Below are 11,898 nucleotides of genomic sequence, written 5' to 3' on the forward strand. Positions count from 1 at the left end.
CGATGGAAACCCTTCTGATGATCGGCCTCCTGGCCGCGCTCGGCGCGCTTGCCGTGACCATCGCCTTCATGGACGACCTCCTGGTGGTCACCATGTTGTCGGGCATCTTCAGCTTCACCTGCTGCGCCATCTTCGTGCTGTTCGACGCGCCCGACGTCGCCTTCACCGAAGCCTGTGTCGGCGCCGGCGTCTCGACCGTGCTGACCCTCGCCGCGATCCGCCTGACCGGCCGGCGCGAGAAGCGGGTCGGCCGCCGTGCCTCGGCGGTCGGTCTCATCGTCTCGACCATCTGCGGCCTTGCCCTGGTTTATGGCACGCTGGAGCTGCCACGTTTCGGCGATCCCCTCGCCCCGGCCAACCAGCATGTCGCGCCGCATTACCTGAACGAGAGCGCGGCCGAGATCGGCATTCCCAATGTCATCACCTCGGTGCTCGGCTCCTATCGCGGCTATGACACGATGGGCGAAACAGTGGTGGTCTTCACCGCCGCCCTTGGTGTCCTGATGCTGCTCGGCGGCTCGCAGGCCCGGCCCCTGCGGCGCGGCGATGCCCCGGCGCGGGCGGATCGCGACGTCATTCTTCGTTCGATCGCGACGCTTTTCGTGCCGATGACCCTGTTCCTCGCCCCCTATGTCCAGTTCCATGGCGCTTACAGTCCGGGTGGTGGCTTTCAGGCCGGGGCCATATTCGGCGGTGCCATGATCCTCTATGGTCTCGTCTTCGGCATCGATCGCCTGAACAAACTGGTGCCGGAGCGGGTGCTGAAGGTCATCGCCGCGCTCGGTGTCCTCACTTACGGCGGCACGGGTCTCGTCACCCTCGCGCTCGGCCACCAGTTCCTCGACTACGATGCCCTGTCGCCCCGGCCCAGCGGGCAGCAGATCGGCCTGACCGCGATCGAATTCGGCGTCTTCATGACCGTGACCTGCGTGATGATCCTGCTGTTCCAGCGCTTCGCCAGCCGCCGGAGCGAGCCATGAGCGATCTCGTCGGTCTCTTCCCCTATTGGGCCGTCATCGTCCTCATGATGACCGGGCTCTACATCGTCATCGCGCAGGGCAACCTCGTGAAGAAGCTGATCGGCCTCGGCATCTTCCAGGTCTCGGTCTTCGTCCTTTACATCGCCATCGGCGTCGTCGACGGGGCGACCCCGCCCATTCTGTCGCCCGGCTTCAACAGCTATTCCAACCCGCTGCCTTCGGTGCTGATCCTGACCGCGATCGTCGTCGGCGTCGCCACGCTGGCGGTCGGCCTCGCCCTCGCCGTCCGCATCCGCGAAAGTTTCGGCACCATCGAGGAGGAGGATCTCCTGCCCCTCACCGTGCCCGAATTGCCGCCCGAGCCGGAGGCCCGGCCATGATCGCCCAGCACGCCGCCGTCCTCGTCGTCGTCCTGCCGCTGCTCTGCGCGCCGCTCGTCGCCCTGCTGCGCGATGCCCGGATCGCCGGGGCGGCCGTGTTGATGATCGCCGCCCTCGATGCCGCGCTCGCCACGCTGCTGCTGTGCCAGACGCTGGACGGCACGGTGATCTCCTATGCCCTCGGCAATTGGGCGCCGCCCATCGGCATCGAATATCGCATCGACCTGCTGGCGGCCGCCATGGCCTGCCTCCTGGCTTACGCCGCGACGCTGGTCGCCCTGTTCCTGCCGGTCTCGCTGCGCGGCACCATCGCGCCCGGCGATCAGCCCCGGCTGTTCGCCGCTTTCCTGCTGTGCCTGGCCGGGCTTGTCGGCATCGTCGTCACCGGCGATATCTTCAACGTCTTCGTCTTCCTCGAAATCTCGTCGCTCTCGACCTATGTCCTGATCGCCATGGGCGCCGGCGCCGACCGCCGCGCGCTGACCGCGGCCTTCGACTATCTGGTGCTGGGCGCGACGGGCGCCACCTTCTTCGTCATCGGCATCGCCTTCCTCTATGTCGTCACCGGCACGCTGAACATGGCGGACCTCGGCGAGCGGATGGCGACGGCGCCGAAGCGGGCCGTCATCGTCGGCTCGTCCTTCATCTTCGTCGGCATCGCGCTGAAGGCGGCCATGCTGCCGCTGCACCGCTGGATGCCCAACGCCTATGCCTATGCGCCGGCAGGCGTAGGCACCTTCCTCGCCATGACGGCAACCAAGGTCTCGATCTATCTGCTGATCCGCATGTCGGATTTCGTCTTCGACACGCCGGGCGAGATCGGCCGGGTGAATTTCGCCGCCCTGCTGCCGCCCATCGGCCTCGCCATGCTGGTCGCGGGCTCCGTCATCGCGGTGACGACCAAGGATCTGCGCCGGCTGCTGGCCTATTCCTCGATCGCGAACCTAGGGTTAATGCTGGTCGCCCTCGGCCTCGGCGGCATCTCCGGTATCGCCGCCGCCCTCGTCAACCTGTTCAATCATGCGATCATCAAGGGCGGCATGTTCGCGACCACCGCCGCCGTCCTGCATCGCCGCGGCACGACCCGGATGGATGCGCTGGCCGGCCTGTCGAGGGACATGCCCGTCGCCTTCGGCTTCCTCGTCCTCGGCGGCCTCGCCCTGATCGGCGTGCCGCTGACCGCCGGCTTCGTCTCCAAGCTGCTGGTGGTCAAGCTCGCCTTCGAGCAGGCCAACTGGCTGGTCGTCGGCGGTGTCATGCTGACCTCGCTGATCACCGTCGCCTATGTCTGGCGCATCGTCGAGGCGGGCATGGCGGCGCCGGCGAAAACCGCCCCGCGCCATGACCTGCATCCCGCCTTCCTGCTGCCGGTCGGCCTGCTCGGCGCCGCCACCATCGGGCTCGGCATCTGGAGCGAGCCGATGCTGACCCTGGCCGGCCGAATCGCCGCGCAGATGATCGGGGGCGCGCCATGAGCCCGCATGACCTGATGCTGACCGCGATCCTGCTGCCGCTGGCGACCGCCCTTCTCATCGCCCTCACCGGCCGCTCGCCCAATATCCGGGAAGCGGTGACGCTGGCGGGCGCCGCCGGCCTCGCCGTCACCGTCTACGAATTGATCGCCGGCTTCGACGCCGCCACCGCCCAGCCCCTCGTCATCGCGGAGATCCTGCCGGGCTTTGCCCTGATGCTGCGGGCGGAGCCGATCGGCCTGGTCTTCGCCGGGGTCGCGGCCGGGCTGTGGGGCCTCAACTCGCTTTATTCCATCGGTTACATGCGGGCGGAACACGCACCGCGCCAGACCCGCTTCTACGCCTGTTTCGCCCTCGCGCTTTCCGCCGCCATGGCGATCGCCATGGCCGGCAATCTGGCGACGCTTTTCGTCGCCTATGAAGTGCTGACCCTCGTCACCTATCCCCTCGTCGTCCATTGGCAGACCGAAGGCGCGATCGCGGGCGCGCGGCGTTACCTCGCCTATCTGCTCGCGACCTCGCTCGTGCCGTTCCTCGGCGCCATTCTCTGGACCTGGATCGCCGCCGGCACCCTCGACTTCACGCCGGGCGGCATTCTCGACGGCAAGCTGGGCGACGGCTTGCTGACCGTCCTCCTCCTCCTCTTCGCCTATGGTGTCGGCAAGGCGGCGCTGATGCCGCTGCACGGCTGGCTGCCCGCCGCCATGGTGGCGCCGACGCCGGTCTCGGCGCTGCTGCACGCCGTCGCCGTGGTGAAGGCCGGCGTCTTCACCCTGCTGAAGATCGCCGTCTATATCTTCGGCATCGACGTGATCGGAAGGGGCGTGGGCGACGTGCTGATCGTGATCGCCGCCGCCAGCGTCATCGCCGCCAGCGTCATCGCCATGACCAAGGACGATCTGAAGGCCCGCCTCGCCTATTCGACGGTGGCGCAGCTCGCCATGGTCACCCTCGCCGTCGCCATCGGCTCGCCGCTGGCGATCGGCGCCGGCATTCTTCAGCTCGTCATGCACGCCTGGGGCAAGATCACCCTGTTCTTCGGCGCGGGCGCGATCCAGATCGCGACCCACAAGAAGAAACTCTCGGAAATATCCGGCATCGGCGTGAAGCTGCCGCTTCTGATGGCGTCTTTCCTCGTCGGCGCGCTGTCGGTCGCCGGCCTGCCGCCCTTTGGCGGCATGTGGCCGAAGTTCCTCCTCCTCGAGGCGGCATCGGCCCGCGATCTCTATCTGCTCGTCGGCTGTCTGGGTCTCTCGACCCTGCTCACCCTCGGTTATCTCGCGCCGATCTTCATCACCGCCGTGTTCCGTAAGGCCGGCGAGGATGATCCCCATGCCCTGCCCCATGAAGACCACGGCCATGGCGACGGGCATCTGCCGCTGCTGGCCCTGATCCCGCCGATGGTGACGGCGGCGGGCTGCGTCGTTCTCTTCGTCGCGGCGCCCTCCATCCTGCGCTTCGTCGCGCCGGCCATCGGCCTTGGAGCCCTGCCATGACCGAAGCCCTCGCCCTCGATCTCGCGCAGCTGCCGCCGGGCTGGCCCCTGCTGCTGGCCGGCCTGCTCGCCGGCCTGTGCCGCTTGCCCGTCGCCGCGCGCAACATCGGCTATATCGGCCTGCTGGCCAGCCTGTGGCTGATGTTCATGACGGGCGGGGCACCGGTCTTCGACCCGCTCGACGCCGCCCTCGCCATCGCCTTCCATCTCGTCGCCGGGGCTGGCCTGATGTTCGCCGCCGCGCATGAGGACCGGGTGGCGGTCGCCGCCGGTCTCGTCGCCACCGGCGCCGCCTGCGCCGCCCTCGCCAGCCGAAGCCTGGGCGGGCTGATGATCTGGACCGAGGTGATCGCCATCGCCTCCGCCCTCATCGTCATGGCCGGCGGCACGCCCGCCGCCGTCCGCGCCGGCCTCGCCTATCTGCTGCTGCAAGTGCTGGCCGGGGTGCTGCTGCTGATCGGCATCGCGCTGGACAGCAATGGCACCGTGACCGCCGGGGCCTTCGTGCTCCTCGCCCTGCTGATCAAGGCGGCGGCGCCGCCGGTGCACGGCTGGCTGATCCATGCCTATGCCGCGGCCAGCCCGACCGGCTCCCTCTTCCTGTCCGCCTTCGCGACCAAGGTCGCCGTCATCGCCCTCGCCCGCCTGTTCCCGGGCGAGCCGGCGCTGATCTGGCTGGGCCTGTTCATGGCCGGCATGGCGGTGATCCCCACCCTGTTCGAATCCGACTGGCGCCGCCTGCTGACCTGGGCCGTGGTCAGCCAGCTCGGCGTCATGATCGCCGGCATCGGCCTCGGCACGCCCGAGGCGCTGGACGGCGTCCGCCTGCTGGCCATCGGCCATGTCATCTATGCGACGCTGCTGTTCCTCGTCGCCGGGGCGCTGGAAGCCCGGGGCGGCAAGGCCCCGGCCGGGCTTCGGCCCTTCGCCCTGCTCGCCGCGCTGACCATCGGCCTGCCGGGCCTTGCCGGCTATCTCGGCAAGGCGGTGATCGGCGAGGCGCTGATCCACGCCGGTCTCGGCTGGGCCGATATCGTCATCGTCATCGTCGGCGCCGTGGTCTTCGCCACCGCCGGTCTTCGCCCGCTGATCGAGAAATTCGGCACGCCCGGCGATGATCGCATCACCTCGCGCGAGGGGGCGGCCGCCCTTCTCCTCACCCTCGCGGGGCTTGCCCTCGGCAGTTTCGGCGGCGCCCTCAGCCCCCATGCCGAAATCGCCTTCCATGCGACGCCGCTGATCGTGCAGGGCATCGCCCTCGCCGTCGCCGCCCTCGTCATGCTGACGCCGCTGCGTCGAATCTTCCGCCAGCGCCCGGGCGCCTTCGCCGCGCTGGCCGTGCCGCTGCCCTCATGGGTGATCGGCGCGGTCGACGGCTTCGGCCGACTCGGCGTCTTGCTGGATCGTGCGGGCGAGACCATCGGCCGTTTCCTCGGCGGTGGCGGGCGGCTGGTCGGCCAAGCGGCGGTCGGCCTCGCGCGCTATATCTCGGTCGGCGGGGTCGGCGACGGGGTATTGTGGACCCTGACCGTTCTGACCATCGTGCTGATCGTTTCCTTCGGCTAGGATCAGGCCATGATGACACTCGCGGCCCTGTTCGTTAGCCTCGCCTTCGGGGGCATGGCGTTCTTTTCCTTCTTCCTCGCCCCGCTGGTCTTCGGCAAGCTGGGCAAGTCCGAGGGGGTCCGTTTCATGCGGGACGCCTTCGCGATCTATTATCCGGCGATGGTCGTGTTGACCGGGCTCGGCGCCCTGCTGGCGCCGCCGTTCTGGATCGGCGCCCTGCTCGGCCTTGTCGCCATCGGCTTCGTTCTCGCCCATCTGCTGCTGCGGCCGGAGATCATCCGCCTGTCCGATGCGCGCGACGCGGGCGACGCCAGGGCCGCCGCCAGTTTCAGCCGGCTGCATGGCGTCAGCCAGGGCCTGAACCTCGCGCAGTTCATCACCCTCGCCTTCGTCATCGGCGGCATGGTCGGGCCTTAGGCGCCGAACAGGCCCCGCAGGTAGTCGTTCAGGAACAGCCCGCCCGGATCGAGCCGGCGGCGCACCGCCTGGAAGGCATCCCAGGCGGGATAGAGCGCCGCCAGTTCAGCCGCCTTCAACGTATGCAGCTTGCCCCAATGGGGCCGGCCGCCGTGATTGCGGAAGATCGCCTCCATCGCCGCGAAATAGGCTTTGAAATCCTCCCCCGCCAGGCGGTGCACGGCGATGGTCGCGCTGGCCCGGCCGAAGAAGGGGCTGAGCCAGATGTCGTCGGCGGCGACGAAGCGGAATTCGATCGGGAAGTAGATCTTCTCGCCGCCGCGCCGGAACCAGTCCCTGATCTCGGCGATGCAGGACAGACCCTCGTCCGCAGGCACGGCATATTCCATCTCGTTGAAGCGGACGGAGCGCTGCGAGGGAAAGGCCCGATGCGCCTCGTCTACGAAGCCGCCGCCCCCGCCCGCCGCCGCCGACAGGCGGGCCAGGGGCCCCGCCAGCGCGGGCACGCGCCGCGACAACTGGCCAAAACCCCAGAGCGCGCCATTCTCGAGCGCGGCTTCCTTGGCGACGCGAAGGGACCGCCAGCGGCCCGGGGCTTCGTCCGTGTGATCCAGGGTCTTGATCACGGCGCTGTCGGTCAGCGGGAACCAGAAGAATTCCGCATGGGCATGGGCCGCCGCTTCCTTGCGGAAACCCGCGATCACCTCGTCGAGCGGGGCGACGCGCCGGCTCTCGCGCAGGTTATATGCCGGCAGGCAGTCGATCACCGCTTCCGAGATGATGCCGATACCGCCGAGCGAGGCACGTGCCGCGTTGAAGATATCGGGGGCATTCGCCTCGTCGCACTCGATCACCTCGCCCGAGGCGGTGACGAGGCGAAGCGCCGCGACCTGGGCCGACAGGCAGCCCCGGCCTAGGCCGGTGCCATGGGTCGCCGTGCCGATGGCGCCTGCGATGGCCTGGGCGTCGATATCGCCCTGATTGGCGAGATTGAGGCCCCTGGCCCGGAGCAGGGGACCAAGGGCGCGGATCGTGGTGCCGGCCCGCACCCGCGCCCTCGTCCCCTCGACCGAAACAAGTCCGCTGTGACCGGCCAGGCTGATCTGGGCGCCATCGGTCACGCAGAGCGGCGTGAAGGAATGGCCGCTGCCGACGACGCGAAGACCAAGGCCCCGCGCGCTGGCCTCGCGCACCGCGGCGACGATGCCGCTTTCCTCCACAGGGGCGAAGCTGACGGCGGGGACGGCCTGTTGCAGGCCCGACCAGTTGCGCCACAGATGTGCCATCGCGTCAGCCCCTCACCGTGGTCAGCCGGGACGACAGCAGGAAGCCGAAGGCGATGGCCTGCACGGCGGGACCAAGAAGGCCGATCACCGGCGCCTTCATGGCGAGCGGCACGAAGGCGGCGAGCAGCACGCCCGCGTCCGCCCCGGCCAGGATGCCCGGCACGACGCCATAGAGCAGCACGAGATAGACCAGCGCGGCGAGATGGCCGCGCCGCGCCCCGGGCGCCAGCACGACGTAATAGACGAGCGCGCCATCGCGCAGCAGGAACAGCACGAGCGAAGCCGCCTGCGCCAGCAGAAGGCCCGGCTCCGGTTTGCCGAGGGTCAGCAGCACCGCGGCGATGGCGAGGACCGGCAGGCCGGCGACGAAGACCGGCAGGTCGCCAAGGGCGCGGGCGGCATCGCCCTTGCGCAGCCGCTCGAACAGGCGGCGCAGGCGGACGATGCTTTTGGGCTCCAGCAACATGGCGAACCAGCTGGCCGAGACGATGGTCAGGAAACCGCCGGCCTGCCACAGGAAAGCCTCGTCCGCGCTGAACCGGGCGAAGGGGCTGAACAGGCCGAAATATTGCCCGGACAGACCGTCGAAATAGACGAGGAGAAAGACCAGGAACGCGCACCAGACCAGGGGCCAGCTGCGATACTGCAATTCCGCCCGCATCAGGCGATAGCAGCCGATCCAGGCCCAGACGGTGAACAGCGCCGTCGACAGCAGGGCGAATTCGAAACCGTTGAAGGTCATGCCGTACCAGCTGACCGAGACATCGATGAAATGCTCGAAGGGCGTCAGCTGGACCGAAACGATGATGCCGACCACCTGGGCGAAGGTGACATGGAAGCGCTGCACGCCCGAGCGCAGCCGCAGCTGCACGAGGCCGAACCACAGCGCGACCGCCTGCCCGAACAAGCCGGTGACGACGAGGCCGATGGGCACCAGCGGCTCGTCCGCGATGCCGCCGGCCGCCAGCAGCGCGACAAGGCAGATCACGCCGCCATACCAGGCATAGATGGGGCCGCCCGCCAGCTTGCCGATGGTCATCCGCAGCGGCCCGAGACCGGAGAGACGCTGGCCATCCCAGGTCCGGCCCTGAACCTCGGAAATCACGGCATCACAGGCGAGCCGCGTGCCCCAGAGCACGAGGAGCGCCCAGCCGGTGAAGGCGGCGGCGAAGGCCATGCCTTCCGCCTTGCCCCAGGTCCAGGCCAGGAGGAAGACCATGAACAGCACCGCCGGCATGGCGATCACCCGCGCCGGGCCGAGTTCGAGCCACAGGTTGCGGCGGAGTTCCGGATTGAGGAGGAGGCTCATCAGCGCGACGCCTTCAGTTTCTCGATATAGCGGTCCTGCAGGCTTTCATGGTCCTCGCCGAAGGCGGCGACCGGCAGGCCCTGACCGACGAGGCGGGCGAGCAAAGCCGTCTGCGCCTCGAGATCGCCCGTGAAATCGAATTGCGCGGCAAGGCCGTCGGGCGCGACCACAAGCCCGGCCTCACCGCCGAGGGCGCTGGCCAGAGCATCGGCCGGCCGCGACAGGACAAGGCGCAGGCGGCGGCTGCGCTGGCGTGGCGACGCGCCGCCGATCGGCGCATGATCGACGATGCGACCCTTGTCGACGATCAGCATGTGGCTGGAATAGTCCTGCAGCTCGACGAGGATGTGGGACGAGACGATGATCGTCATCCCTTCCGCCTGCAGGCTGCGGATGAGATCGGCGAGGCCCGCCCGCGCCTCCGGGTCGAGGCCCGAGGCCGGCTCGTCCATCAGGAGGATGCGCGGCCGGTGGATGATCACCTGGGCGATGGCGAGACGCTGGCGCAGGCCCCGCGACAGGCTGCCCGCCCGCTCCTCCAGCCGGTCGGCGAGGCCGAGGCGACGGGCAGCGTCGAGCACGGCGGCCTCGGTATCGCCGGCAAGGCCATGGGCGCCGGCCCAATAGGTCAGGCAGCGGCGGACCGACAGCTCGTCATAGAGACCGAAGAATTCGTCGAGGAAGCCGAGCAGGCGGCGGGCGCGCAGCGGCTCCTCGCCGGTGTCGATACCGTCGAGGCGGATGCGCCCGGCATAGGGCAGCTCCAGCGTCGCGAGGCAGCGCAGCAGCGTCGTCTTGCCGGCGCCATTCGGCCCGACCAGTGCCGTGACCGTGCCCGGCTCGATGGTGAAACCGACATCCGACAAGGCCCGCTTGGCCGGATAGTCAAAGCAAAGCCCCTCGACTTCGATCACGCTGCGCCATCCCCCCTGTCGCGGTGTCATTGTCGCCGGATTGTGGTGCGGGCGGCCCGGCAGCGCAACTGTCGTGCGAAGCTGTCGCTTCATGTTATTTGTCATCCGACAAACGGGGAGAGAGACGAGATGACCGGGCGAATCCTGCTCTATGGCGCCACCGGCTATACCGGGCGCCTGATCGCCGAAGCCGCCGCGAAGCGCGGCATCGATATGCTGGCCGCCGGCCGCGATGCCGCCGGGGTCGCCGCCGTCGCCGGGCCGCTGGGCCTGCCCCATGCCGCCGCATCGCTCGACGATGCCGCCGGCCTCGACAGGCTGCTGGAGGGTATCGCCGTCGTCCTTCATGTCGCCGGGCCCTTCTCGGCGACCAGCCGCCCCATGGTCGAGGCCTGCCTGCGAAAGGGCGTGCATTATCTCGACATCACCGGCGAGATTTCGGTGTTCGAACACTGCGCCGCGTTGTCGGAACGGGCCAAGGCCGCCGGTATCATGCTGATGCCCGGCGTCGGCTTCGATGTCGTACCGTCCGACTGTCTCGCCGCCCATATGCGCAACCGCCTACCGGACGCGCGCAGCCTGCGCCTCGCCATGAGCGGCCTCGCCAATATGTCGCGCGGCACGGCCAAGACCTCGATCGAGCAGATCGCCAAGGGCACCATGGTTCGGCGCGGCGGCAAGCTGGTGGAAATCAACGGCGTGCCCCGGGACGAGATCGACTTCGGCAAGGGGCCGAAACCGTCGATCGGCATTTCCTGGGGCGATGTCGCGACCGCCTTCCACACGACGGGCATTCCCGATATCGAAGTCTTCTTCGAATCGACGCCGGAACTGTCGCGGATGCTGGGCCTACCGAAGGCCGTGCGAAAACTGCTGGGCACCGCGCCCGCGCAATATCTGCTGAAACAGGCGGTGAACCTGATGCCGCCGGGGCCCGACGAGACGGTGCGCCGCACCGCCAGCGCCATCCTGCTGGGCGAGGCCGCCAATGCCGCCGGCACCCGCCTCCGCTCCCGCCTTACCGTGATCGAGCCCTATGCCCTCACGGTCGAGACCGCGCTCCTCATCGCCGGCAAGGTCGCGGGCGGCGACGTCCGCCCGGGTTACGCCACGCCGGGCGGGGCTTACGGCGCCGACCTCATTCTCGAAATACCGGGCTGCGCGCGGGAAGATCTGAACAGTTAGGAACACGAGCCATCACGAGGTCCCGGCCTTCGCCGGGACGACGACAGAAGAAAATCGTCATTCCGGCGAAGGCCGGAATCTCGTGCCGGAAATGCCGCCTCAGCCCTTCTTCAGCGGATAACCGGGCATCAGCTCGTAAGGATGCTTCCAGCCCGGCAGGGCCTTGATGCGTTCAGCCCAGGCGTGGATCGGCGGGTAATCCCTGGCCCAGTCGATCGGATATTCATTCTCGTAGAAGACATAACCGCAGAGCGACAGATCGGCGATGGTCGGCCGGTCGCCGACGACGAAATCGCGGCCCTCCAGATGCTGGGCGAGCACCTTGGCCCCGACCTTGGCGCGGCCCTTCATGAAGTCCATCACCTCGGGCGCCATGGGTTTGGGCGCGAAATTGATCAGGAAGCGCCAGGTCGCGATATTGGCCGTGAACTTGTGATTGTCGAACAGGATCCAGCGCAGGATCTCGCGCCGCTCCGTCTCGTCCCGCCAGCCGAACTGGCCGAATTGCTCGACGAGATAATCGAGGATCACGCCCGACTGGGTAAGGCGGACCTCGCCATGGTCGAGCACGGGGATCTCGCCCATTTCATTGATCGCGAGGAATTCCGGCGTCCGTCCCGCGCCATTGAAGAAATCGACGAAACGAGGTGCCCAGTCGGCCCCGACGAGGTTGAGATAGAGCGCCGGCTTGTAGGCATTGCCCGACTGGGCAAAGCAATGGAGCGTGTATTCGGCCATATGGTTTCCTTCCCTGTTCAACCCTGACCCTTGCGGGCGAAAATCCGTTTGCGCCGGAACGGCGACGGCATGGCGAGATCGAGCCAGCGCATCATGGCGCGCCAGCCCGCCTCGGCCCCGCCGACAAGACGAGGGCGCCGTCGCTCGGTCTTGCCG

Annotated in this window: 11 protein-coding genes; 7 read left to right on the plus strand and 4 right to left on the minus strand. The window is 68.4% G+C overall.

Annotation, left to right across the window (positions count from 1 at the left end; genetic code table 11):
- The first annotated feature begins 2 nt into the window (after positions 1-2).
- Genes WAZ62_RS18310 through WAZ62_RS18335 form a run of 6 tightly spaced genes read left to right on the plus strand, consistent with a single transcriptional unit; the run spans position 3 to position 6,310 of the window.
- A complete protein-coding gene (locus WAZ62_RS18310; protein WP_422644975.1) occupies positions 3-980 on the plus strand; it encodes a DUF4040 domain-containing protein in 978 nt (325 codons plus the stop codon).
- Positions 977-1,360, plus strand: a complete 384-nt coding sequence (locus WAZ62_RS18315; protein WP_422644976.1) for a cation:proton antiporter subunit C — start codon at positions 977-979, stop codon at positions 1,358-1,360. The genes WAZ62_RS18310 and WAZ62_RS18315 overlap by 4 nt, the downstream gene beginning before the upstream one ends.
- Positions 1,357-2,835: a proton-conducting transporter membrane subunit gene (locus WAZ62_RS18320; RefSeq protein WP_422644977.1), complete on the plus strand. Its 1,479-nt coding sequence runs from the start codon at positions 1,357-1,359 to the stop codon at positions 2,833-2,835. The genes WAZ62_RS18315 and WAZ62_RS18320 overlap by 4 nt, the downstream gene beginning before the upstream one ends.
- Entirely contained in the window at positions 2,832-4,328 is a 1,497-nt protein-coding gene (locus tag WAZ62_RS18325) for a complex I subunit 5 family protein (protein ID WP_422644978.1), read from the plus strand. Before WAZ62_RS18320 ends, WAZ62_RS18325 begins: the two co-directional genes overlap by 4 nt.
- Positions 4,325-5,893 (plus strand): proton-conducting transporter membrane subunit, encoded by a 1,569-nt coding sequence (locus WAZ62_RS18330; RefSeq protein ID WP_422644979.1) that lies wholly within the window; start codon positions 4,325-4,327, stop codon positions 5,891-5,893. The genes WAZ62_RS18325 and WAZ62_RS18330 overlap by 4 nt, the downstream gene beginning before the upstream one ends.
- Before the next feature lie 9 nt (positions 5,894-5,902).
- Positions 5,903-6,310 (plus strand): DUF4149 domain-containing protein, encoded by a 408-nt coding sequence (locus WAZ62_RS18335; protein ID WP_422644980.1) that lies wholly within the window; start codon positions 5,903-5,905, stop codon positions 6,308-6,310.
- On the opposite strand, the gene WAZ62_RS18340 is transcribed toward WAZ62_RS18335, so the two are convergent.
- The 3 genes from WAZ62_RS18340 to WAZ62_RS18350 are packed head-to-tail and all read right to left on the minus strand — an operon-like array spanning position 6,307 to position 9,819.
- The gene (locus WAZ62_RS18340; protein ID WP_422644981.1) at positions 6,307-7,596 is read right to left on the minus strand and encodes a D-arabinono-1,4-lactone oxidase; all 1,290 of its coding nucleotides are present in this window, start codon (positions 7,594-7,596) and stop codon (positions 6,307-6,309) included. The two genes, WAZ62_RS18335 and WAZ62_RS18340, sit on opposite strands and share 4 nt — an antisense overlap.
- Before the next feature lie 4 nt (positions 7,597-7,600).
- Positions 7,601-8,905, minus strand: coding sequence for a hypothetical protein (locus WAZ62_RS18345; protein WP_422644982.1), 1,305 nt, complete (start codon positions 8,903-8,905; stop codon positions 7,601-7,603).
- On the minus strand, positions 8,905-9,819 hold the full coding sequence (locus tag WAZ62_RS18350) for an ABC transporter ATP-binding protein (RefSeq protein WP_422644983.1): 915 nt from the start codon (positions 9,817-9,819) through the stop codon (positions 8,905-8,907). The genes WAZ62_RS18345 and WAZ62_RS18350 overlap by 1 nt, the downstream gene beginning before the upstream one ends.
- Positions 9,820-9,948: 129 nt before the next feature.
- Here WAZ62_RS18350 and WAZ62_RS18355 point away from each other — a divergent pair, with 129 nt between their 5' ends.
- A complete protein-coding gene (locus WAZ62_RS18355; RefSeq protein ID WP_422644984.1) occupies positions 9,949-11,004 on the plus strand; it encodes a saccharopine dehydrogenase family protein in 1,056 nt (351 codons plus the stop codon).
- 99 nt (positions 11,005-11,103) lie between these two features.
- Here WAZ62_RS18355 and WAZ62_RS18360 read toward each other — a convergent pair whose 3' ends face one another.
- Entirely contained in the window at positions 11,104-11,742 is a 639-nt protein-coding gene (locus tag WAZ62_RS18360) for a glutathione S-transferase family protein (RefSeq protein ID WP_422644985.1), read from the minus strand.
- Positions 11,743-11,898: the final 156 nt, after the last annotated feature.

Source organism: Zavarzinia sp., assembly GCF_049306435.1.
Taxonomy (GTDB): domain Bacteria; phylum Pseudomonadota; class Alphaproteobacteria; order Zavarziniales; family Zavarziniaceae; genus Zavarzinia.

Coding starts and splice junctions, on each gene's coding strand:
- WAZ62_RS18355 (WP_422644984.1), top strand. CDS start 9,949: ATGACCGGGCGAATCCTGCTCTATGGCGCCACCGGCTATACCGGGCGC.
- WAZ62_RS18320 (WP_422644977.1), top strand. CDS start 1,357: ATGATCGCCCAGCACGCCGCCGTCCTCGTCGTCGTCCTGCCGCTGCTC.
- WAZ62_RS18360 (WP_422644985.1), bottom strand. CDS start 11,742: ATGGCCGAATACACGCTCCATTGCTTTGCCCAGTCGGGCAATGCCTAC.
- WAZ62_RS18335 (WP_422644980.1), top strand. CDS start 5,903: ATGATGACACTCGCGGCCCTGTTCGTTAGCCTCGCCTTCGGGGGCATG.
- WAZ62_RS18345 (WP_422644982.1), bottom strand. CDS start 8,905: ATGAGCCTCCTCCTCAATCCGGAACTCCGCCGCAACCTGTGGCTCGAA.
- WAZ62_RS18325 (WP_422644978.1), top strand. CDS start 2,832: ATGAGCCCGCATGACCTGATGCTGACCGCGATCCTGCTGCCGCTGGCG.
- WAZ62_RS18340 (WP_422644981.1), bottom strand. CDS start 7,596: ATGGCACATCTGTGGCGCAACTGGTCGGGCCTGCAACAGGCCGTCCCC.
- WAZ62_RS18330 (WP_422644979.1), top strand. CDS start 4,325: ATGACCGAAGCCCTCGCCCTCGATCTCGCGCAGCTGCCGCCGGGCTGG.
- WAZ62_RS18315 (WP_422644976.1), top strand. CDS start 977: ATGAGCGATCTCGTCGGTCTCTTCCCCTATTGGGCCGTCATCGTCCTC.
- WAZ62_RS18310 (WP_422644975.1), top strand. CDS start 3: ATGGAAACCCTTCTGATGATCGGCCTCCTGGCCGCGCTCGGCGCGCTT.